Consider the following 22,528-nt stretch of genomic DNA (forward strand, 5'->3'; position numbering starts at 1 on the left):
CCTGATAAGCAACGCGCCATCAGGCATAACGCAAAATCTTGCCGGATGGCGGCGTAAAACCGCCTTATCCGGCCTACAGGCATGGATTAAATATCGATATTCGCCGCTTTCAGGGCGTTCTCTTCGATAAATGCACGACGCGGTTCAACGGCGTCGCCCATTAGCGTGGTGAACAACTGGTCGGCGGCAATCGCATCCTTCACGGTAACGCGCAGCATACGACGACTTTCCGGATCCATCGTGGTTTCCCACAGCTGATCCGGGTTCATCTCGCCCAGACCTTTATAACGCTGGATAGCGAGGCCGCGACGCGACTCTTTCACCAGCCAGTCCAGCGCCTGCTCGAAGCTGGTAACCGGTTGACGACGTTCGCCACGTTCGATGAAAGCGTCTTCTTCGATCAGGCCGCGCAGTTTCTCGCCCAGCGTGCAAATACGACGGTATTCCGCACCGGTCACAAACTCGTGATCCAGCACGTAGTCGGTGTCCACACCGTGGGTACGCACGCGAACGATCGGCTCAAACAGATTCTGTTCCGTATTGTGCTGGATATCGAACCTCCACTGGCTGCCGTGCTGTTCTTTCTCGTTCAGCTCGGTAATCAGCGTGTTCACCCAACGGGTCACGGTCTGCTCGTCAGACAGGTTGGCTTCGGTCAGAGTTGGTTGATAAACCAACTCTTTCAGCAGCGCTTTCGGGAAGCGACGCTCCATGCGACCAATCATCTTCTGCGTCGCGTTGTACTCAGAAACCAGTTTTTCCAGCGCTTCACCCGACAGGGCTGGCGCCCCTTCAGTGGTGTGCAGCGTAGCACCGTCCAGAGCAATAGAAAGCTGGTACTGATCCATCGCTTCATCGTCTTTGATGTACTGCTCTTGCTTGCCTTTTTTCACTTTATACAGCGGCGGCTGCGCGATATACACATGCCCACGCTCAACGATTTCCGGCATCTGGCGATAGAAGAAGGTCAACAGCAGCGTACGGATGTGCGAGCCGTCGACGTCCGCATCAGTCATGATGATGATGCTGTGATAGCGCAGTTTGTCCGGGTTGTACTCATCGCGACCAATGCCGCAGCCCAGTGCAGTGATAAGCGTTGCGACTTCCTGTGAGGCCAGCATCTTGTCAAAACGCGCTTTCTCAACGTTGAGGATTTTACCTTTCAGCGGCAAAATCGCCTGGTTCTTACGGTTACGCCCCTGTTTCGCAGAGCCGCCCGCCGAGTCCCCTTCCACCAGGTACAGTTCAGAATGCGCCGGGTCGCGTTCCTGACAGTCCGCCAGCTTGCCCGGCAGACCCGCCAGATCCAGCGCCCCTTTACGACGCGTCATTTCACGCGCGCGACGAGCCGCTTCACGGGCACGGGCCGCATCAATAATTTTGCCGACCACGATTTTGGCGTCGGACGGGTTTTCCAGCAGGTATTCGCTCAGCAGTTCATTCATCTGCTGTTCTACCGCCGTTTTCACCTCAGAGGAGACCAGTTTATCTTTGGTCTGAGAGGAGAATTTCGGATCCGGCACCTTCACAGACACCACGGCAATCAGACCTTCACGGGCGTCATCACCGGTGGCGCTGACTTTCGCCTTTTTGCTGTAGCCTTCTTTGTCCATGTAGGCGTTCAGGGTACGGGTCATCGCCGCACGGAAGCCAGCAAGGTGCGTACCGCCGTCACGCTGAGGAATGTTGTTGGTAAAGCAGTAGATGTTTTCCTGGAAACCGTCGTTCCACTGCAGCGCCACTTCCACGCCGATACCGTCTTTTTCGGTAGAGAAATAGAAGATATTCGGGTGGATCGGCGTTTTGTTCTTGTTCAGATACTCAACGAACGCCTTGATGCCGCCTTCATAGTGGAAATGGTCTTCTTTACCATCGCGCTTGTCTTTCAGGCGAATGGAGACGCCAGAGTTCAGGAACGACAGCTCGCGCAGACGCTTCGCCAGAATCTCGTATTCGAACTCAATGACGTTAGTAAAGGTTTCATAGCTCGGCCAGAAACGCACCATCGTACCGGTTTTATCGGTATCGCCGGTCACTGCCAGCGGTGCCTGCGGGACGCCGTGCTCGTAGATCTGACGGTGGATTTTGTTATCACGCTGGATAACCAGTTCCAGTTTCTGCGACAGGGCGTTCACTACGGAGACACCCACGCCGTGCAGACCGCCGGACACTTTATAGGAGTTATCGTCGAATTTACCGCCTGCGTGCAGAACGGTCATGATCACTTCCGCCGCCGATACGCCCTCTTCCGGGTGAATACCGGTCGGGATACCGCGTCCATCATCCTGTACGGAGACAGAGTTGTCGGCATGGATGGTGACAATAATGTCTTTACAGTGACCCGCGAGCGCTTCGTCGATAGCGTTATCTACCACCTCGAATACCATGTGGTGCAAACCGGTGCCGTCATCCGTATCGCCGATATACATACCCGGGCGCTTACGCACCGCATCCAGTCCTTTCAGGACTTTGATACTGGAGGAGTCATAAGAATTCGACATCAACGTTTCTCGCTCATTTAAACTTGGGTTAATCCGTTATTTTACCCTTTTCCACGGTGAACATCTTCGAATTTTTGTCCGACATGTCCAGAACGTGTTCAGCACTGATTGCGCTGACAAAGACCTGAGATTGTGTCGCTTTTAATCGACTGGCCAGCAGTCCACGACGCGCATCATCAAGTTCAGAGGCAAAATCATCTATCAGGTAGAGACACCGTCGCCCGCTCTCACGGGTGAGGAACTCCCCTTGCGCCAGACGTAAGGCGCACATTAGCAGCTTTAACTGCCCACGCGACAAGGTATCTTCCACCGGCGCACCGTCAGCGCGTATGCGGAAATCCGCTTTATGCGGGCCATGCGCGGTGTAGGTCAACATGCGGTCGCGTTCAAAACTGCGCTCCAGCACCTCGGCATAATCCGTCTCTTTCTCCCAGCCGCGCTGGAAAGAGAAGGAGAGAGAAAATTCAGGAAGAAACTGCTGGCAGGTATCCGCCATATCCTGTGCGATACCGGCGCTGTACTCCGCGCGCCAGGTGCTGATTTGTTCCGCCAGCGGGATCAGTTCTTTATCCCACGGACGCAGTTGCTCGTAACGACTCACCTGGCGCAACGCCGCATTGCGCTGCCTGAGCAGGCGCTTGAGGTTGCTCCAGGCGGTGAAAAATCCGGCTTCATTGTGAAAGCATCCCCAATCGAGGAACGCTCTTCTGTATTTGGGGCCGCCGTTGAGTAAAGTAAACCCCTCGGGGGTGATCAGTTGCATCGGCATCAACAGCGCCAGTTCCGCCACCTTGTGGCCGTCGGTGCCGTCAATGCGCACTTTGCTGTCACCCAGCTTATCTTTGGTTAACCCAATCGATGTCTCCCGCTCTTCGCCCTGCAACCGCCCGTGAAGCACGAACGACTCCTGTTCGTGACGAATAACGCGACCAATCTGCAAACTGCGAAACGCCCGACCGTGACCGAGCGTATAGATAGCTTCCAGAACGCTGGTTTTACCGCTGCCGTTAGCGCCAACCAGGAAGTTAAAGCCGGGGGATAAAGCAAGATCCGCACTTTCGATATTGCGGAAATCTTTGATGAGTAAGCGCGTCAGAGACATATATCAGGCTTCTTCATACAAGGGCGTTATCGGCGCAGCCCGTTTCAACGCGGACGGCGCACAGACCCTGGAGCGTACACGAAGTACGTGACAGGGGCGAGCACAGCCCAGGTTGAAAATGGCAAGTAAGATAGCCCGATACTTTCCACTACAGTCTCATTGGCATAACAACGTAAGCAGCGCTCTGGCTGGCAGCATCTTCAATCTGCACGCTGGAAACAGAGTCGGTCAGCATGATGCGCACGTTTTCGCACTTCAGCGCATTCAGAACATCCAGCACGTAGCTGACGTTAAAGCCGATCTCCATTTCGGTCCCCGGGTAGGTGACGTCCAGAATCTCTTCGGCTTCTTCCTGTTCCGGGTTATTCGCGGTGATTTTGAGCTGATTTTCACTCACATACAGACGCACGCCGCGGAATTTCTCGTTCGAGAGGATCGCCGCACGGGCAAAAGCCTGCTTAAGGATATCGCAGCCGGCTTCCAGATGTTTATCCGGATTCTTCGGCAGAACGCGACGGTAATCCGGGAAGCGACCGTCCACCAGCTTAGACGTAAAGATAAAGTCGCCAACGTGCGCGCGGATATTGTTGCTGCCAATCTGCACGCGCAGCGGGTTATCGCCGCCGTCGAGCATACGCATCAGTTCAATCACGCCTTTACGCGGCACGATCACCGAATGGCTGGGCAGCGACTGGCCAACAGGCATAGAGCAGACCGCCAGACGGTGACCATCGGTCGCCACGGTACGCAGCTCTTCGCCTTCGGTCTCAAACAGCATGCCGTTTAAGTAGTAACGCACGTCCTGATGCGCCATAGAGAACTGGGTGGCTTCAATCAGACGCTTCATCGTCGCCTGCGGCAGGGTAAATTCTACCTCGCTCTGCCAGTCATCCAGATTCGGGAAGTCGGCGGCAGGCAGCGTGGACAGCGAAAAACGGCTGCGACCTGAACGCACCAGCATGCGATCGCCTTCCAGTTGGACGGCAATTTCTGCGCCTTCCGGCAGGCCACGGCAGATATCAAAGAACTTCCGCGCCGGGACGGTGGTAGCACCTGGCTCATGCGGCTGAATCAACGCAACGCGGGCCACCATTTCCATTTCAAGATCGGTACCCGTCAGCGAAAGCGCACCGTCAGCCACCTGCAGCAACAGATTGCCAAGAATAGGCAGCGTAGGACGACCACCCAGTGGGCCGCTGACCTGCTGAAGCGGCTTTAATAAATGTTCACGTTCAACGGTAAATTTCATAGCGTCACGAAGATAATGTTCTGATTAAGTTTGAGAAATCTTCTTTAATATCATGGCTTTCTTCACGCAACTGCTCAATCTTACGGCAGGCATGAAGCACCGTAGTGTGGTCTCGCCCACCAAACGCGTCGCCAATTTCCGGCAGACTGTGGTTAGTGAGTTCTTTCGCCAGCGCCATGGCCATCTGACGCGGACGCGCTACCGAGCGAGAACGACGCTTGGACAGCAAATCCGCAATTTTGATTTTGTAATACTCCGCCACCGTCTTCTGAATATTGTCGATAGTGACCAGTTTTTCCTGCAACGCCAGCAGATCGCGCAGCGCTTCGCGAACGAAGTCGATGGTAATCGCCCGTCCGGTAAAGTTGGCGTTGGCAATCACACGGTTCAGCGCCCCTTCCAGCTCACGCACGTTAGAGCGTAGTCGCTTGGCAATAAAGAAGGCCACTTCACCCGGCAGACGAATGTCGTTCTCGTCGGCTTTTTTCATCAGGATCGCCACGCGGGTTTCCAGTTCTGGCGGTTCGATCGCCACCGTCAGTCCCCAGCCGAAGCGGGATTTCAGACGATCCTCAACACCATTGATCTCTTTTGGATAGCGATCCGAGGTCAAAATGATCTGCTGATTGCCTTCGAGAAGGGCGTTAAAGGTGTGGAAAAACTCTTCCTGGGATCGTTCTTTATTGGCAAAGAACTGGATGTCATCGATGAGCAGGGCGTCAACGGAGCGGTAATAGCGTTTAAACTCTTCGATCGCGTTGTTTTGCAGGGCTTTTACCATGTCCTGTACAAAGCGCTCGGAGTGCATATACACCACTTTGGCATTGGGTTTACGCGCCACAATACCGTTCCCCACCGCGTGCAACAGGTGAGTTTTACCCAGACCGGTGCCACCATAAAGGAACAGCGGGTTATAGGCGCCGCCTGGGTTGTCCGCCACCTGACGCGCCGCCGCGCGTGCCAGCTGGTTAGATTTACCTTCAACGAAGTTATCAAACGTGTGTTTGACGTTGACGTTAGAGCGATAGGTCTGTTCTGCCGGCGCGGGCACATTGTCCCAGCCTGAACGCATCGCGGCAGGCGCTACGCGCTGTGGCTGCACCTGCTGATGCGCCACCTGAGCCGGTGCGGAAACGTTGTTGTTCACGGGCGTCTTCAGCGTCTGACTGACGGGTTTCGTCCCGACCTCAAAACGCAGTTGCGGCGCATCCGCACCGCAGAAGTTATTCAGCAGCCCATTGATATTGTTAAGGTACTTGTCTCTTACCCAATCGAGCACAAAACGGTTTGGCGCATACAAAGCCAGCGTGTTATCGCTCAGTTCCGCCTGCAAAGGGCGTATCCACATACTGAATTCTGTGGCTGGTAACTCATCCTGCAATCGGGCAAGACACTGCTGCCAAAGCGAAAGTGACACGGCGGACTCCACTCGAACAAAAGTCGATAAATGACAAAGGCTGAAACATTCATGATTGTTGACGCACGTCGACTAGACCCTATGCAAGGGTGACGTGCGAATTGCTATCTGCAATTTTAACCCGATCTGGATCCTTTGAAACGATCGGGACCGCGGATCATAGCGTAAACTGAGCAAGAGATCTTCTGTTTCTCACAGATTCTTCCCGATTTATCCACAGGCCTTCACAGGACCGGATAAGTGTAAACGATCCTGGAGAAGTGCTGCACGATTTCGCCCGCATATTGGAAAAATTAATGAGTAAAGACGCTATACTGCTAAAACGATCTCATAAAGATCCCGAGCGATCCTTGCGCTTTATTCATCAGGCCGTATAATCTTTCCCCCGTCGCGCGATGCCCGTAACACGGTGTCAACGCTGCCTGTTTTTCACGCGAAAAGGTGCGGAAAAAGGCAGGGATTTAGCAAAGAGAATTGACTCCGGAGTGTACAATTATTACAATCCGGCCTCTTTAATCACCCACACTGTGGCGTAAGTCGTTCGAAACTCGTTCGGGTATACGCAAAAGTCAGTGAATTTATTCAAGTTTAGGTAGAAATCGCCATGAAACGCACTTTTCAACCGTCTGTACTGAAGCGCAACCGTTCTCACGGCTTCCGTGCTCGTATGGCTACTAAAAATGGTCGTCAGGTTCTGGCACGTCGTCGTGCTAAAGGCCGCGCTCGTCTGACCGTTTCCAAGTAATAAAGCTAACCCCTGAGTGGTTAAGCTCGCATTTCCCAGGGAGTTACGTTTGTTAACTCCCAATCATTTCACATTCGTCTTCCAGCAGCCACAACGGGCTGGCACGCCGCAAATCACCATCCTCGGCCGCCTGAATTCGCTGGGGCATCCCCGTATCGGTCTTACCGTCGCCAAGAAAAACGTTCGACGTGCTCATGAACGCAATCGGATTAAACGTCTGACGCGTGAAAGCTTTCGTCTGCGTCAACACGAGTTGCCAGCAATGGACTTCGTGGTGGTGGCGAAAAAAGGGATTGCCGACCTCGATAACCGTGCTCTCTCGGAAGCGTTGGAAAAATTATGGCGCCGCCATTGTCGCCTGGCTCGCGGGTCCTGATAGCCCTGATTCGGGTCTATCAACGCCTGATCAGTCCGCTGCTTGGGCCGCATTGCCGTTTCACTCCAACGTGTTCAAGCTACGGAATTGAGGCATTGCGCAGGTTTGGAGTGATAAAAGGCAGTTGGTTGACGGTGAAACGCGTATTAAAATGCCACCCTTTACACCCTGGTGGTGACGATCCCGTCCCGCCCGGACCATTTGATACCAGAGAACACTAACGATGGATTCGCAACGCAATCTTTTAGTCATCGCTTTGCTGTTCGTGTCTTTCATGATCTGGCAAGCCTGGGAGCAGGATAAAAATCCTCAACCTCAGACCCAACAGACCACGCAGACAACGACCACCGCAGCGGGTAGCGCCGCCGACCAGGGCGTACCGGCCAGTGGCCAGGGGAAACTGATTACGGTTAAGACTGACGTGCTTGATCTGACCATCAACACCCGTGGTGGTGATGTGGAACAGGCCCTGCTGCCAGCTTACCCGAAAGAACTCGGCTCCAGCGAACCGTTCCAACTGCTGGAAACTACACCGCAGTTTATCTATCAGGCTCAGAGCGGTCTGACAGGTCGTGACGGCCCGGACAACCCGGCTAACGGCCCACGTCCGCTGTACAACGTCGAAAAAGACGCTTTTGTACTGGCTGATGGTCAGAACGAACTGCAGATCCCGATGACCTATACGGATGCCGCGGGTAATACCTTTACCAAAACGTTTGTCCTCAAACGTGGTGACTACTCGGTTAACGTGAACTACAGCGTGCAGAACGCCAGCGAGAAACCGCTGGAGATCGCCACCTTTGGTCAGCTGAAGCAATCCATCAATCTGCCATCTCATCGCGACACCGGAAGCAGCAACTTCGCACTGCATACTTTCCGTGGCGCAGCGTACTCCACGCCAGATGAGAAGTATGAGAAATACAAATTTGACACCATCGCGGATAACGAAAACCTGAACGTCAATGCGAAAGACGGCTGGGTCGCGATGCTGCAACAGTATTTTGCAACGGCATGGGTGCCACGTAACGACGGTACCAACAACTTCTACACCGCGAACCTGGGCAACGGCATCGCCGCTATCGGCTATAAATCTCAGCCGGTACTGGTTCAGCCAGGCCAGTCTGGCGCGATGACCAGCACCCTGTGGGTTGGCCCGGAAATTCAGGACAAAATGGCGGCCGTTGCACCGCACCTGGATTTGACGGTGGATTACGGTTGGCTGTGGTTCATCTCTCAGCCGCTGTTCAAACTGCTGAAATGGATCCATAGCTTCCTGGGTAACTGGGGCTTCTCCATCATCGTTATCACCTTTATCGTTCGTGGCATCATGTACCCGCTGACCAAAGCGCAGTACACCTCCATGGCGAAGATGCGTATGCTGCAGCCGAAGATTCAGGCCATGCGTGAGCGTCTGGGCGATGACAAACAGCGTCAGAGCCAGGAAATGATGGCTCTGTACAAGGCTGAGAAGGTGAACCCGCTGGGCGGCTGCTTCCCGCTGATCATCCAGATGCCTATCTTCCTGGCGTTGTACTATATGCTGATGGGCTCCGTGGAACTGCGTCATGCGCCGTTTGCTCTGTGGATCCATGACTTATCTGCACAGGACCCGTACTACATCCTGCCGATCCTGATGGGTATCACGATGTTCTTCATTCAGAAGATGTCGCCGACCACTGTGACCGACCCGATGCAGCAGAAGATCATGACCTTTATGCCGGTCATCTTCACTGTGTTCTTCCTGTGGTTCCCGTCAGGTCTGGTGCTGTACTATATCGTCAGCAACCTGGTGACCATTATTCAGCAGCAGCTGATTTACCGTGGTCTGGAGAAGCGTGGTCTACATAGCCGCGAGAAGAAAAAATCCTGATTCGGTTGTAGGCCGGGTAAGCAAAGCGCCACCCGGCGGAAGGAACAGTAAAAAAAGGGCGGTCATCTGACCGCCTTTTTTACATTTACGAAGAGAACTATCATGAGCCATAACGACACGATCGTCGCCCAGGCAACCCCACCGGGACGCGGTGGTGTAGGTATTCTGCGTATCTCCGGCCTGAAGGCACGTGAGGTGGCTGAAGCCGTTCTGGGCAAGCTGCCCAAACCTCGTTACGCCGACTATCTGCCGTTTAAAGATGCCGACGGTACTGCGCTGGACCAGGGAATCGCTCTGTGGTTTCCCGGCCCTAACTCGTTTACCGGCGAGGACGTACTGGAGTTACAGGGACACGGCGGCCCGGTCATTCTCGATTTGCTGTTAAAACGTATTCTGACGCTGCCAGGTCTGCGTATTGCCCGTCCCGGCGAGTTCTCTGAGCGCGCGTTTCTCAACGATAAGCTCGACTTAGCCCAGGCGGAGGCGATTGCCGACCTGATTGACGCCAGCTCTGAGCAGGCGGCACGCTCGGCGTTGAACTCGTTGCAGGGGGCGTTTTCCGCCCGCGTGAACCATCTGGTGGAAGCACTCACTCACCTGCGCATCTACGTTGAAGCGGCCATCGACTTTCCGGATGAAGAGATCGACTTCCTGTCCGATGGAAAAATCGAAGCGCAGTTGAATGGCGTGATTGCCGACCTCGACGCCGTTCGTGCTGAAGCGCGTCAGGGGAGCCTGCTGCGTGAAGGGATGAAGGTGGTCATTGCCGGACGCCCAAACGCCGGAAAATCGAGCCTCCTGAACGCGCTGGCGGGCCGTGAAGCCGCCATTGTCACCGACATCGCCGGTACCACGCGCGACGTGCTGCGTGAACACATCCATATCGACGGCATGCCACTGCACATTATCGACACCGCCGGTCTGCGCGAAGCCAGTGACGAGGTGGAACGTATCGGTATTGAGCGTGCCTGGCAGGAAATTGAGCAGGCGGATCGCGTGCTGTTTATGGTAGATGGTACCACCACGGATGCCGTTGACCCGGCTGATATCTGGCCGGACTTCATCGCCCGCTTACCGTCAAAGCTGCCGATTACCGTGGTGCGTAACAAAGCGGATATCACCGGCGAGCCGCTGGGTATCAGCGAGGTGAGTGGTCACTCACTGGTTCGCCTTTCGGCACGCACCGGTGAAGGCGTGGACGTACTGCGCAACCATCTCAAACAGAGCATGGGTTTCGATACCAATATGGAAGGCGGCTTCCTGGCCCGCCGTCGTCACCTGCAGGCGCTGGCCGAAGCCGCTGAGCATCTCCAGCAGGGCAAGGCTCAACTGCTGGGCGCGTGGGCGGGTGAACTACTGGCTGAAGAGCTACGTCTGGCGCAGCAAAGCTTAAGCGAGATAACCGGGGAGTTTACCTCCGACGATCTGCTGGGACGGATTTTCTCCAGCTTCTGTATTGGTAAGTAATCCCGTAGCCCCGAATGACACAACGGTTAATTCGGGGCTTGATCGTTTTATAAGAGGATCTCTTTTTATGGAACATAAACGTTTACTTGACTGCACGGCGTCAGATTTCGCATGCATGGACAAAACCGCGCTGCTGTATGCAATCCGCGCCAGCGAAGGGCGTATCCTGGTCAGTGAAACCATCGCCATTACCCAACCGCTGCTCAATAACGTCACCAATGCCGAACTTGCCGCATCGCAGGGGGCGGACATTCTGCTGATCAACATGTTCGATAGCGAAGCCCCGCTGATCCAGGGAATGCCTGCCGGTACTGCACCGGATCAGACGTTGCATGAACTGCAGCGCTTGACGGGGCGCATCATTGGCGTCAACCTGGAGGCCGTCGATCCTGAATTTGCTATTGCGCATGATGACATCTGGAAGATGAAGCCAGGCCGTGCCGCAACCGCAGAGAATGCCCGTAAACTGGTCGCGATGGGGGCGAAGATCCTGGTACTGACGGGAAACCCGAATAACGGCGTCAGTAATCAGTCTCTGGGGAAAGCTGTGAAAGCGATCCGCGAAGCCGTGGGTGACAGCGCCATTATCATCACCGGTAAAATGCACGGCGCAGGCATCGTGCGGGAGAGCGGCAGCGCGATTATCAGCGAAAGCGACGTTGCCGCGTTTGCGGAGCAGGGCGCGGATATCGTGCTCATTCCGGCGCCGGGAACCGTGCCCGGTATGAGCCAGCAAAAGGTAGAGTCGCTGATCGCGTGTGCGCACGCGCACGGTGCGCTGGCAATGACGGCAATCGGCACCTCTCAGGAGGGCGCAGACGTCAGTACAATTCGCCAGATAGCCCTGATGAGTAAAATGGCGGGGGCGGATCTCCATCATATTGGCGATACCGGCTATATGGGAATGGCATTACCAGAAAATATCCTGGCCTATAGCGTGGCGATTCGCGGCGTCAGACATACCTATACGCGTATCGCGCGTTCGGTAAATCGTTAACGTGATATTGTTATTACGATTTTATTGAATGATCCTTAATTAATTCAATTTAAATTTAACTGTGATTTTTATCACAGTTAAATTATTCTCTCATAGACAAATATTTTCATTACCATAATGTAGCATGGTGTCTAAAGAGGATAACTCAATCATGATTATCTTAAATTCATACATCACTTCAAAATGGTTTAATATTGACAATAAAATTGTCAATCATCATCCTTAATTCTCCCTGCCCTTATTTTGCCATAGCATAGACTACTTGTAGTCTGTTCATTTGGCACATCTCAAACATAGCTCAATTCCTCATTGTGGTTGCATATCGCAACGCCACGTATGCCTGTTCGTTTTTTAAAACGAAAAGACAGTCATGGTCAAAATAAATGTGGGATGAACTATGTCGGGTATATATATGCCTGCGTGTGGACGTATTGCGTCTATACCGTCAAATAAATTAAAGGATTATGTCATGGATAACTTTAAACATTTACCAGAACCCTTCCGTATTCGTGTTATTGAACCGGTAAAACGTACAACCAGAGATCATCGGGATAACGCAATCATTAAATCAGGGATGAACCCTTTTCTGCTGGATAGTGAAGACGTCTTCATTGACCTGCTGACCGACAGTGGTACTGGCGCAGTAACACAGAACATGCAAGCTGCCATGCTGCGTGGAGATGAAGCTTATAGCGGCAGCCGCAGTTATTATGCGTTATCTGAAGCAGTAAATAATATCTTCGGCTATCAATATACCATTCCAACGCACCAGGGCCGCGGTGCAGAACAAATTTATATTCCCGTTCTAATCAAAAAGCGTGAACAGGAAAAAGGGTTAGACAGAAGTAAGATGGCGGTTTTCTCCAACTACTTCTTCGATACCACCCAGGGACACAGCCAAATCAACGGTTGTGCCGTGCGTAACGTGTATATCAAAGAGGCATTTGATACCGGTGTTCGTTACGACTTTAAGGGAAATTTTGATCTCGACGGATTAGAGCGCGGCATTCAGGAAGTCGGCGCAAACAACGTACCGTATATTGTCGCGACCATTACAAGTAACTCTGCAGGTGGGCAACCGGTTTCATTAGCCAACCTGAAGGCCATGTATCACATCGCCAAAAAATATGACATTCCGGTGGTAATGGACTCCGCACGTTTTGCCGAGAATGCTTATTTTATCCAGAAACGCGAAGCAGAATATCGGGACTGGAGCATCGAAGAAATTACCCGCGAGACCTACAAATATGCCGATATGCTGGCAATGTCCGCGAAAAAAGATGCGATGGTGCCAATGGGCGGTTTACTGTGCGTGAAAGACGACAGCTATTTTGACGTCTATACCGAGTGCCGAACCCTGTGCGTCGTCCAGGAAGGCTTCCCGACTTACGGTGGTCTGGAAGGTGGGGCAATGGAGCGCCTTGCGGTGGGTCTGGTGGATGGCATGAACCAGGACTGGCTGGCCTATCGTATTACGCAGGTGCAATACTTAGTTGATGGCCTTGAAGCGATTGGCGTCACTTGCCAACAGGCTGGTGGCCATGCGGCATTTGTGGATGCGGGTAAATTATTACCGCACATTCCGGCAGAGCAGTTCCCGGCTCAGGCTCTCGCCTGCGAACTTTATAGAGTAGCCGGCATCCGGGCCGTTGAGATCGGGTCATTCTTATTAGGCAGAGATCCTAAAACCGGTAAGCAACTGCCTTGTCCGGCTGAACTCCTGCGTTTAACCATCCCAAGGGCGACATATACCCAATCTCATATGGACTTCATTATCGAAGCCTTTGAGCATGTCAAAGAAAATGCAGTAAATATTAAAGGGCTAACCTTTACCTACGAGCCTAAAGTATTACGTCACTTCACCGCTAAACTGAAAGAAGTTTAATTATAAATATCATGGGTGGTTATATGATAATAACCACCCCAGCGATAAATCCACTTCCTTTACATTGTTGCACAATTAAAATGTTATAGGCTCACTATAATTAATGAGGCATCATGGAAGAAAATTCGAATGCTAAACACTCCTCCTTTTGGGGGATTATGGTCATAGCCGGTACGGTAATTGGCGGGGGGATGTTTGCTCTACCTGTTGATTTGTCCGGTGCATGGTTTTTCTGGGGGGCGTTTATCTTAATAATCGCCTGGTTTTCAATGTTGCATTCTGGACTGTTATTATTAGAGGCAAATTTAAATTACCCCGTCGGATCCAGTTTCAATACCATCACTAAAGATCTTATTGGTAACAAATGGAACATTGTGAGTGGATTTACGGTCGCTTTTGTTCTCTACATTCTCACTTACGCCTATATTTCTGCAAATGGTGCCATCATTAGCGAAACGATCTCAATGAATATGGGGTATCGCGTTAACCCCAGGATTGTCGGAATCTGCACCGCTATTTTTGTCGCCAGCGTGCTGTGGATCAGTTCACTGGCAGCCAGTCGAATTACCTCCCTGTTCCTGGGGATTAAAATCATCTCTTTCATTATCGTTTTTGGATCGTTTTTCTTCCAGGTCGATTTTTCTATATTGCGGGATACCGTAGGCCAGGCTCAAAACGGTGCGTCCTACTTCCCCTATATTTTTATGGCGCTACCGGTATGCCTGGCATCATTTGGCTTTCACGGAAACATTCCCAGCCTGATCATCTGCTATGGCAAGAGAAAGGATAAATTAATAAAAAGCATTGTCTTTGGTTCACTGCTGGCGTTGGTGATTTATCTGTTCTGGCTGTATTGCACCATGGGTAACATTTCGCGGGAAAGTTTCAGTGAAATCATCGCCTCAGGCGGTAATGTTGATTCATTAGTAAAATCATTCCTCGGTACCAGACAAAGCGGAATGATCGAATTTTGTCTGCTGGTTTTTTCAAACCTGGCTGTTGCCAGTTCCTTTTTTGGCGTAACCCTGGGGCTATTTGACTATCTTGCGGATCTGTTCAAATTCGACAACTCATCGGTGGGGCGTTTTAAAACCGTCCTGTTAACCTTCCTGCCTCCGGCGCTTTTATACTTAATCTTCCCGAACGGTTTTATCTATGGCATCGGTGGCGCAGGACTGTGCGCAACAATATGGGCCGTGATTATCCCTGCAGTACTGGCTCTGAAAGCCCGGAAGAAATTCCCCAATAAAATGTTTACCGTCTGGGGCGGCGTCATCATTCCGGCCATCGTGATCCTGTTCGGCGTAGCGGTCATTGTTTGCTGGTTCGGCAACGTCTTCAACCTGTTACCCCGATTCAGTTAGGTTGCTGTCTCACCTGACTGACATGCCGCCTCGCTCAGGGCGGCATCTCCCTGTTGATGGCCGCGCAGCCTGCTGGCCCCCCTCCCACACGACCGTCATCGCTATAACCCGATAACAGCGACCACCAAGTCCCTGCATAGCGACCTGCCCTGACGCAAAAACCGCCAATATGCGCCAGGAAATGTAAATGCGCGTAAGGGAGGCTGATTCAGTCGCACTTTTTGGCGATTTACTCTGTCTATAAACTGAGTAAATGTTACCCTTGATATTATCAACGACCATTAATCATGGAGAGAAAAATGGCGACCCATTTTGCCAGAGGGATCCTGACGGAGGGACACCTGATTTCGATGCGCCTTCCGTCATCCTGCCATCATGAAGCACGAAGACTACCAACACATCGCCAGACCCGTTTTCTGGCATCCCGAGGGCTTCTTGCCGAGCTGATGTTCATGCTGTATGGCACGCTCGAGTTACCGGAAATCGTATACAAAGCCAAAGGAAAACCGGCGTTTCGCGATAAAAATTTGCCCAGTTTTTCCATCGCCTATGCCGGCAATATGGTCGGCGTGACGCTGACAACCGAAGGGGAATGTGGACTGGATATGGAACTCCAGCGCGCTACCCGAGGGTTTATCAGCCCCCATTCTGTCGAGGTCCCGGCCTTTTCCAGCATCGAAAGTCTGTGGATCAGCAAGCAAAACGATCCGGACGAAGCGCGTGCACAGATGGTTACTTTACGTCAGAGCGTCCTGAAACTGATGGGGGACGTCCGTAATGACGATCCGCGTGAACTACAGCTACTGCCGGGGGCCGGGCGTCTGAAATGTGCGCATGTTGCCCAGATTGAAGCCATCTGCGATGCCGAAGACCTGCTGGTGTGGTCGGTTGCGGTTACGCCAGCCATTGATAAACTTCAGCTTTGGGAGTTTGATGGTAAGCAGGGCTGGAAAAGCCTGTCTGATATCCAGACCCGCGCGAATGCGCCAACGGGTCGTCTGATGCGATTCGCGCAATTATCTGCCGCCACGTCTTATACGCATAACTGATGGAGTTACCATGTCTGAAACGTTGAATGTTGTTACGTTACTGGGAAGCCTGCGCAAAGGTTCGTTTAACGGTATGGTTGCCCATACGCTGCCGAAAATCGCCCCGGCGGGTATGGAAGTGAGTGCGTTACCGTCTATCGGTGATATCCCGCTATACGATGCCGATGTGCAACAGGAAGAAGGTTTTCCGGCAAGCGTCGAAGCGCTGGCTGACCAAATTCGCAAAGCCGACGGCGTGGTTATCGTTACGCCGGAATATAACTACTCTGTACCGGGTGGCCTGAAGAACGCTATCGACTGGCTGTCACGCCTGCCCGATCAGCCGCTTTCTGGTAAACCAGTGCTTATCCAGACCAGTTCGATGGGGGCAATTGGCGGTGCACGCTGCCAGTATCATCTGCGCCAGATCCTGGTCTTCCTGGATGCGATGGTGATGAACAAGCCGGAATTTATGGGCGGTGTGATTCAGAACAAAGTCGACCCACAGACGGGTGAAGTGATCGATCAGAGTACACTGGACCATCTGACTGGCCAGCTCACTGCATTTGGCGACTATATCCAGCGGGTTAAAGCCTGATAAAAAGCCCGGTGGCGCTTGCGCTTACCGGGCCTACACGCTTCTGTAGGTCAGGTAAGCGAAGCGCCACCTGACACCACAAACCGCACCTTAGTGCGCGTCGATAAACACAATCTTCAGCACAAACAGCAGCGCCACAACCACCACGCACGGGCTCAGATCACGCAAACGACCGGTACCGATCTTCATCACGCAGTAAGAGATAAAGCCCAGTGCGATCCCTTCGGTAATCGAGAAGCTGAATGGCATCATCACGGCAGTGATAAACGCCGGCACGGATTCGGTGAGATCTTCCCACTTCACGCGCGCCAGGCTGGAGGTCATTAACACGCCGACGTAGATCAGCGCACCCGCAGCCGCATAGCCCGGCACCATCCCCGCCAGCGGCGACAGGAAGATAACTAACAGGAACAACAGACCCACAACCACAGCAGTCAGGCCAGTGCGCCCACCGACGGAAACACCGGAAGAGGACTCGATATAAGCGGTAACGGAAGAAGTACCAATAAATGCTCCGGTCACAGAAGAGACGCTATCGACAAACAGTGCCTGTTTCATGCGCGGGAATTTCCCTTTCTCATCCGCCAGACCGGCTTTATCCGTCACGCCGATCAGTGTTCCGGAGGAGTCAAACAGGTTAACCAGCATGAAGGAGAAAATCACCCCGGCCAGACCGATGTTAAACGAGCCCGCCAGATCGACATGCCCAATCACCGACGTGACACTCGGCGGCGCAGAGACAATACCGTTATAGTGCACATCACCCAGCATCCAGCCCAACAGCGTGGTGACGATGATGGACACCAGCACGGCGGCGTGAATGTTACGTGACGCCAGGATAGCGATGATGAAGAAACCGAGTACGCCCAGCAGGACGCTGTGGGAGGTCAGATTACCGATGCTGACCAGCGTTTCAGGGTTCGCGACAATCACGCCCGCGTTTTTCAGACCCATCATGCCGATGAATAAACCGATACCACTGGTGATCCCCACGCGCAGACTGACCGGGATATTGGCAATCATCCAGTAACGCACGCGGAAGATAGTCAGCAGCAGCAGACCGACGGCACCCCAGAAAATCGCCCCCATACCGACCTGCCACGACAGGCCCATCGCGCCGACCACAACGAAGGCAAAGAACGCATTCAGCCCCATCGCAGGCGCCAGCGCTACCGGCAGGTTAGCAAACAGCCCCATCAGAATGCTGCCAAACGCAGCAATCAGGCAGGTGGTCACGAAGACGGCGCTGGTATCCATGCCAGCAACGCCCAGAATTTGCGGGTTAACAAAAACGATGTAAACCATCGTCAGGAAGGTGGTAAAACCGGCTATCACTTCGGTTCGTGCCGTTGTGCCATGCTCGCGCAGTTTAAACACGCGTTCCAGCATCCCCTGACCAGACGTCTGGGTTGTGTGTTGTTGACTCATTATCAATTTCCAAACAAGGAGGGAAAATTCGTCGCTATCCTATACCAAAATGCGACAATAGGGGGTGATTGTGAGATGTTTTTTTCATTGCATTTGCTTATACGGCAACGATTGCGTTGCACAATCAGGCAGTACGTAAACGTTAAACTAGTGAAAAGGGAAAGGCATGTCCGGAATTGAAGCGGTATTTTTCGACTGTGACGGTACGCTGGTCGACAGTGAAGTGATCTGTTCCCGCGCGTATGTCGCAATGTTCCAGGAATTCGGTATCACCCTCGATCTCGAAGACACTTTTAAACGCTTTAAGGGCGTAAAACTCTACGAAATCATTGATATCATTAATGAGGAGCATGGGGTGACGTTGGCTAAAGCCGACTTAGAACCCGTCTACCGCGCCGAGGTCGCACGCCTGTTCGACTCGGAGCTGGAAGTGATCCCTGGTGCGAATACTCTGCTGGACAGCATGACGGTGCCGATGTGCGTGGTCTCTAACGGTCCGGTCAGCAAAATGCAGCACTCGCTGGGTAAACTGGGCATGCTGCACCATTTCCCGGACAAACTGTACAGCGGTTACGATATTCAACGCTGGAAGCCCGATCCGGCGCTGATGTTCCACGCGGCAAAAGCCATGAACGTTAACGCACAGAACTGCATTCTGGTCGATGACTCTTCTGCGGGCGCACAGTCGGGAATTGATGCCGGAATGGAAGTGTTCTATTTCTGCGCCGATCCGCATAACAAACCGATCGATCATCCGAAAGTAACGACCTTTACCCGCCAGGCGGAGTTGCCGGAGCTGTGGAAGGCGCGCGGGTGGAATATTACGCGATAATAAAAAAGCCGGATGGCGCTCGCGCTTATCCGGCCTACAGGATTTATGGTTTGTAGGGCGGGTAAGCGAAGCGCCACCCGCCAAAAAATCACTCTTTCGGATCTTTACCCGCCAGCAGCTTATCCAGCTCATCGCCGCCCACGTGGCGGAAATCCTGGCCCTTCACGAAGTAGAAGATGTATTCGCAGATATTCTGGCAGCGATCGCCAATACGCTCGATCGAGCGCGCACAGAATAACGCGGTCAGCACGCTGGGAATCGTACGCGAATCTTCCATCATGTAGGTCATCAGTTGACGCACGATCCCTTCGTATTCCTGGTCAACTTTCTTGTCTTCACGGTAGATACGTACCGCTTCGTCCAGATCCATACGCGCAAACGCATCCAGAACATCGTGGAGCATCTGCACCGTATGACGGCCCAAGGATTCCAGGCTCACCAACAGCGGCTGATGCTGCTGGGAGAATTTCTCCAGTGCAGTACGGCAGATTTTATCCGCCACGTCGCCAATACGTTCCAGCTCGGCGATGGTTTTAATGATTGCCATCACCAGACGCAGGTCGCTCGCCGTGGGCTGGCGCTTGGCGATGATGCGAACACAAGCTTCATCGATCGCCACTTCCATCATGTTGACGTGCTTATCGCCATCAACCACGCGTTTCGCCAGCTCGCTGTCCTGATTGTGCATCGCGGTGATGGCATCAGAAAGCTGCTGCTCAACCATGCCGCCCATCGTCATTACCTGAGTGCGGATGCTTTCCAGTTCGGCGTTGAACTGACCGGAAATGTGTTTATTAAGGTTTAAATTGTCCATCATTTCTCCAGATGCCCGGGCATATCAACCGTAGCGGCCAGTAATGTAATCTTCGGTTTGTTTCTTCGCGGGCCTGGTGAACAGAGAATCTGTATCACTAAACTCAATCAACTCGCCCAGGTACATAAACGCCGTATGGTCGGAGCAACGCGCAGCCTGCTGCATGTTGTGGGTCACGATCACCACGGTGTAATCTTGTTTCAGCTCCGTGATCAGCTCTTCGATACGACCGGTTGAGATCGGATCCAGCGCTGAACATGGCTCATCCAGCAGCAACACTTCCGGGCGAATAGCGATACCCCTCGCGATGCACAGACGCTGCTGCTGACCACCGGAGAGAGAGTACCCGCTCTGGTGCAATTTATCTTTGGTTTCGTTCCACAATGCGGCCTTGGTCAACGCCCACTGCACGCGCTCGTCCATATCCGCACGGGACAATTTCTCAAACAGACGCACGCCAAAGGCGATGTTGTCGTAGATAGACATCGGGAACGGCGTCGGCTTCTGGAACACCATCCCTACTTTGGCACGCAGCAGAGCGATATCCTGGGTGTTGGTGAGAATATTGTCACCATCCAGCAGGATTTCACCTTCCGCACGCTGTTCCGGGTACAGTTCAAACATCTTGTTGAACGTACGCAGCAGCGTCGATTTACCGCAGCCAGAGGGCCCGATAAACGCCGTCACCTGATTCTTCGCGATATCCAGGTTGATGTTCTTCAGGGCATGGAATTTGCCGTAGTAGAAGTTCAAATCACGAACCTGAATCTTACCCGGAGCAGTATCAACCATACTCATTTCAATCTCTTCCTTATTCATCATGCCTGATGGCGCTGCGCTTATCAGGCCTACGAAGATGTAGGCCGGATAAGGCATTTGTGCCGCCATCCGGCAGTTTTTAGCCGTGTTTACTCTTGGCGAAAATAACACGTGCCAGAATGTTCAGCAGCAGAACGCACAGCGTGATGATCAGCACCCCGGCCCACGCCAGTTGCTGCCATTCAGCAAACGGGCTCATCGCAAATTTAAAGATGGTGACCGGCAGGTTGGCGATCGGCTGCATCATGTCGGTACTCCAGAACTGGTTGGAGAGCGCGGTAAACAGCAGCGGGGCGGTTTCACCCGCAATACGCGCAATCGCCAGCAGGATACCGGTCATGATCCCGGAAACAGACGCTTTCAACGTAATCGCGGAGATCATTTTCCATTTCGGCGTCCCCAGCGCATAAGCCGCTTCACGCAGGCTGTCTGGCACCAGTTTCAACATGTTCTCGGTGGTTCGAATCACGATAGGCACCTGCAGCAGCGCCAGCGCTATAACGCCCGCCCAGCCGGAGAAGTGCTCCATCTGCGCCACCACGATGGTGTACACGAACAGACCGACCACAATAGACGGGGCGGAAAGCAGAATGTCGTTGATGAAACGAATCACTTCCGCCAACCAGGATTTACGACCATATTCCGCCAGATAAATCCCGGCCATGATGCCCAACGGTGTACCAAACACGGTCGCCCAGAGGATCAACAGACCACTACCCGCCAGGGCATTCGCCAGACCGCCACCCGCCGTGTTCGGCGGCGGCGTCATTTCGGTGAACAGTGCCAGTGACATCCCGTCGATACCGCGGGTGATCGTGGACATCAGGATCCAGACGAGCCAGAACAGGCCAAACACCATCGTCGCCATTGAGAGCGTCAGCGCGATGCGGTTTTTCATCCGGCGACGCGCCTGCATTTTGCGGCGGGATTCCGCCAGCTCTGCGGTGGTTTGCATTTCAAGCGTAGCCATTAGCGTGCCCCCTCGTTCTTCGCAAGGCGCAAAATCATAAACTTAGACGCTGCCAGCACGATGAAGGTAATCACAAACAGAATCAGACCCAGCTCCATCAACGCTGCAACATGCAAGCCAGATTCCGCTTCCGCAAATTCATTCGCCAGCGCCGAGGTGATGCTGTTGCCTGGCATATACAGCGACGCGCTGTCGAGCTGGTAGGTGTTACCGATGATAAAGGTAACCGCCATCGTTTCGCCCAGCGCACGTCCCAGACCCAGCATGATGCCGCCAATCACCCCATTTTTGGTGAACGGCAACACGATGCGCCAGATGACTTCCCAGGTGGTGCAGCCGATACCGTAGGCAGACTCTTTCATCATCACCGGCGTTTGTTCGAACACATCACGCATTACCGCCGCAATGTAGGGGATTATCATGATGGCGAGGATCACACCAGCCGCCAGAATACCGATACCAAACGCCGGGCCGGAGAACAGCGCGCCAACAAACGGAATGTTGGAAAGGATATTGCCGACCGGTTCCTGGAAATAAGTGGCAAACAGCGGAGCAAAGATAAACAGGCCCCACATGCCGTATACGATACTCGGGATAGCCGCCAGCAGTTCAATCGCGATACCCAGCGGGCGACGCAGCCAGCCAGGCGCAAGTTCAGTCAGAAACAAGGCAATGCCGAAGCTCACCGGAACGGCGATCAGCAGTGCGATAAAGGAGGTGACCAGCGTACCGTAGATCGGTACCAGCGCACCGTAGATGTCGTTTGGCGCGTCCCATTCTTTGGTCCACAGGAAGGAGAAACCAAATTTCTCCATGCTGGGCCAGGAGGAGATGATCAGAGAGACAATAATGCCACCCAACATCAATAGCACAATCAGCGCAGCCAGTTTTACCAGCGCGCTGAAGATTTTGTCACCCTTTTTACCCGGTGGGTTAAAAGCAGGCTTGGTTGCAGCCATAAATCACTCTTTCCATTAAACGCGTTTACGAAGTTGCCCTGGCCGGATGGCGCTACGCTTATCCGGCCTACAAAGCGGGCCTACATTCACAACTGTAGGGCGGATAA

Annotated in this window: 21 protein-coding genes; 12 read left to right on the forward strand and 9 right to left on the reverse strand. The window is 53.1% G+C overall.

Going from position 1 to position 22,528, the window contains the following annotated elements; all coding sequences use genetic code 11:
• Window positions 1-86: 86 nt before the first annotated feature.
• The 4 genes from gyrB to dnaA form a co-directional block, all read right to left on the reverse strand.
• Window positions 87-2,501 carry a DNA topoisomerase (ATP-hydrolyzing) subunit B gene (gene gyrB / locus F384_RS20205; RefSeq protein WP_046492405.1) on the reverse strand — a complete coding sequence of 805 codons (2,415 nt, stop codon included), beginning with the start codon at window positions 2,499-2,501 and terminating at the stop codon, window positions 87-89.
• A 28-nt stretch (window positions 2,502-2,529) separates the two neighbouring features.
• Window positions 2,530-3,603: a DNA replication/repair protein RecF gene (gene recF, locus F384_RS20210; RefSeq protein ID WP_046492407.1), complete on the reverse strand. Its 1,074-nt coding sequence runs from the start codon at window positions 3,601-3,603 to the stop codon at window positions 2,530-2,532.
• Window positions 3,604-3,751: 148 nt separating this feature from the next.
• Entirely contained in the window at window positions 3,752-4,852 is a 1,101-nt protein-coding gene (gene dnaN, locus F384_RS20215) for a DNA polymerase III subunit beta (RefSeq protein WP_046492409.1), read from the reverse strand.
• Window positions 4,853-4,856: 4 nt separating this feature from the next.
• Window positions 4,857-6,269: a chromosomal replication initiator protein DnaA gene (dnaA, locus tag F384_RS20220; RefSeq protein WP_046492412.1), complete on the reverse strand. Its 1,413-nt coding sequence runs from the start codon at window positions 6,267-6,269 to the stop codon at window positions 4,857-4,859.
• Between the two features lie 604 nt (window positions 6,270-6,873).
• Here dnaA and rpmH point away from each other — a divergent pair.
• The 11 genes from rpmH to F384_RS20260 all read left to right on the forward strand — a co-directional run bounded on the left by rpmH (window position 6,874) and on the right by F384_RS20260 (window position 16,599).
• Complete coding sequence (gene rpmH, locus F384_RS29290; RefSeq protein WP_000831330.1) at window positions 6,874-7,014, forward strand: 50S ribosomal protein L34; 141 nt, start codon at window positions 6,874-6,876, stop codon at window positions 7,012-7,014.
• Between the two features lie 16 nt (window positions 7,015-7,030).
• Complete coding sequence (rnpA, locus tag F384_RS20225) at window positions 7,031-7,390, forward strand: ribonuclease P protein component (RefSeq protein ID WP_046492415.1); 360 nt, start codon at window positions 7,031-7,033, stop codon at window positions 7,388-7,390.
• Window positions 7,354-7,611, forward strand: coding sequence for a membrane protein insertion efficiency factor YidD (gene yidD / locus F384_RS29295; protein WP_001307474.1), 258 nt, complete (start codon window positions 7,354-7,356; stop codon window positions 7,609-7,611). Before rnpA ends, yidD begins: the two co-directional genes overlap by 37 nt.
• A 2-nt stretch (window positions 7,612-7,613) precedes the next feature.
• A complete protein-coding gene (gene yidC / locus F384_RS20230) occupies window positions 7,614-9,260 on the forward strand; it encodes a membrane protein insertase YidC (RefSeq protein ID WP_046492420.1) in 1,647 nt (548 codons plus the stop codon).
• A gap of 102 nt (window positions 9,261-9,362) precedes the next feature.
• Window positions 9,363-10,727 carry a tRNA uridine-5-carboxymethylaminomethyl(34) synthesis GTPase MnmE gene (gene mnmE, locus F384_RS20235; protein ID WP_046492423.1) on the forward strand — a complete coding sequence of 455 codons (1,365 nt, stop codon included), beginning with the start codon at window positions 9,363-9,365 and terminating at the stop codon, window positions 10,725-10,727.
• Between the two features lie 67 nt (window positions 10,728-10,794).
• Complete coding sequence (locus F384_RS20240; RefSeq protein WP_046492426.1) at window positions 10,795-11,724, forward strand: PEP phosphonomutase; 930 nt, start codon at window positions 10,795-10,797, stop codon at window positions 11,722-11,724.
• Between the two features lie 151 nt (window positions 11,725-11,875).
• A complete protein-coding gene (gene tnaC / locus F384_RS30820; protein WP_155404056.1) occupies window positions 11,876-11,950 on the forward strand; it encodes a tryptophanase leader peptide in 75 nt (24 codons plus the stop codon).
• A 243-nt stretch (window positions 11,951-12,193) separates the two neighbouring features.
• Window positions 12,194-13,609: a tryptophanase gene (gene tnaA / locus F384_RS20245; RefSeq protein ID WP_046492430.1), complete on the forward strand. Its 1,416-nt coding sequence runs from the start codon at window positions 12,194-12,196 to the stop codon at window positions 13,607-13,609.
• Between the two features lie 113 nt (window positions 13,610-13,722).
• The gene (gene tnaB / locus F384_RS20250; RefSeq protein WP_046492433.1) at window positions 13,723-14,973 is read left to right on the forward strand and encodes a low affinity tryptophan permease TnaB; all 1,251 of its coding nucleotides are present in this window, start codon (window positions 13,723-13,725) and stop codon (window positions 14,971-14,973) included.
• 299 nt (window positions 14,974-15,272) lie between these two features.
• On the forward strand, window positions 15,273-16,022 hold the full coding sequence (locus F384_RS20255) for a 4'-phosphopantetheinyl transferase family protein (protein ID WP_046492436.1): 750 nt from the start codon (window positions 15,273-15,275) through the stop codon (window positions 16,020-16,022).
• Between the two features lie 10 nt (window positions 16,023-16,032).
• Window positions 16,033-16,599 carry an NADPH-dependent FMN reductase gene (locus F384_RS20260; protein ID WP_046492438.1) on the forward strand — a complete coding sequence of 189 codons (567 nt, stop codon included), beginning with the start codon at window positions 16,033-16,035 and terminating at the stop codon, window positions 16,597-16,599.
• Between the two features lie 90 nt (window positions 16,600-16,689).
• Here the strand turns inward: F384_RS20260 and adeP are convergent, their stop codons facing one another.
• Window positions 16,690-18,027, reverse strand: coding sequence for an adenine permease AdeP (adeP, locus tag F384_RS20265; protein WP_046492440.1), 1,338 nt, complete (start codon window positions 18,025-18,027; stop codon window positions 16,690-16,692).
• Between the two features lie 166 nt (window positions 18,028-18,193).
• Here adeP and yieH point away from each other — a divergent pair, with 166 nt between their 5' ends.
• The gene (gene yieH / locus F384_RS20270) at window positions 18,194-18,859 is read left to right on the forward strand and encodes a 6-phosphogluconate phosphatase (RefSeq protein WP_046492442.1); all 666 of its coding nucleotides are present in this window, start codon (window positions 18,194-18,196) and stop codon (window positions 18,857-18,859) included.
• A gap of 88 nt (window positions 18,860-18,947) precedes the next feature.
• Here the strand turns inward: yieH and phoU are convergent, their stop codons facing one another.
• From phoU to pstC, 4 genes are all read right to left on the reverse strand, one after another.
• Complete coding sequence (gene phoU, locus F384_RS20275; RefSeq protein WP_042323545.1) at window positions 18,948-19,673, reverse strand: phosphate signaling complex protein PhoU; 726 nt, start codon at window positions 19,671-19,673, stop codon at window positions 18,948-18,950.
• A gap of 24 nt (window positions 19,674-19,697) precedes the next feature.
• Window positions 19,698-20,471 (reverse strand): phosphate ABC transporter ATP-binding protein PstB, encoded by a 774-nt coding sequence (gene pstB, locus F384_RS20280; protein WP_046498466.1) that lies wholly within the window; start codon window positions 20,469-20,471, stop codon window positions 19,698-19,700.
• Between the two features lie 100 nt (window positions 20,472-20,571).
• The gene (gene pstA, locus F384_RS20285) at window positions 20,572-21,462 is read right to left on the reverse strand and encodes a phosphate ABC transporter permease PstA (RefSeq protein WP_046492444.1); all 891 of its coding nucleotides are present in this window, start codon (window positions 21,460-21,462) and stop codon (window positions 20,572-20,574) included.
• Window positions 21,462-22,421, reverse strand: a complete 960-nt coding sequence (pstC, locus tag F384_RS20290; protein ID WP_046492448.1) for a phosphate ABC transporter permease PstC — start codon at window positions 22,419-22,421, stop codon at window positions 21,462-21,464. Before pstC ends, pstA begins: the two co-directional genes overlap by 1 nt.
• Window positions 22,422-22,528 lie beyond the last annotated feature (107 nt).

This window comes from Citrobacter amalonaticus Y19, from assembly GCF_000981805.1.
In the GTDB taxonomy this organism is placed as follows: Bacteria; Pseudomonadota; Gammaproteobacteria; order Enterobacterales; family Enterobacteriaceae; genus Citrobacter_A; species Citrobacter_A amalonaticus_C.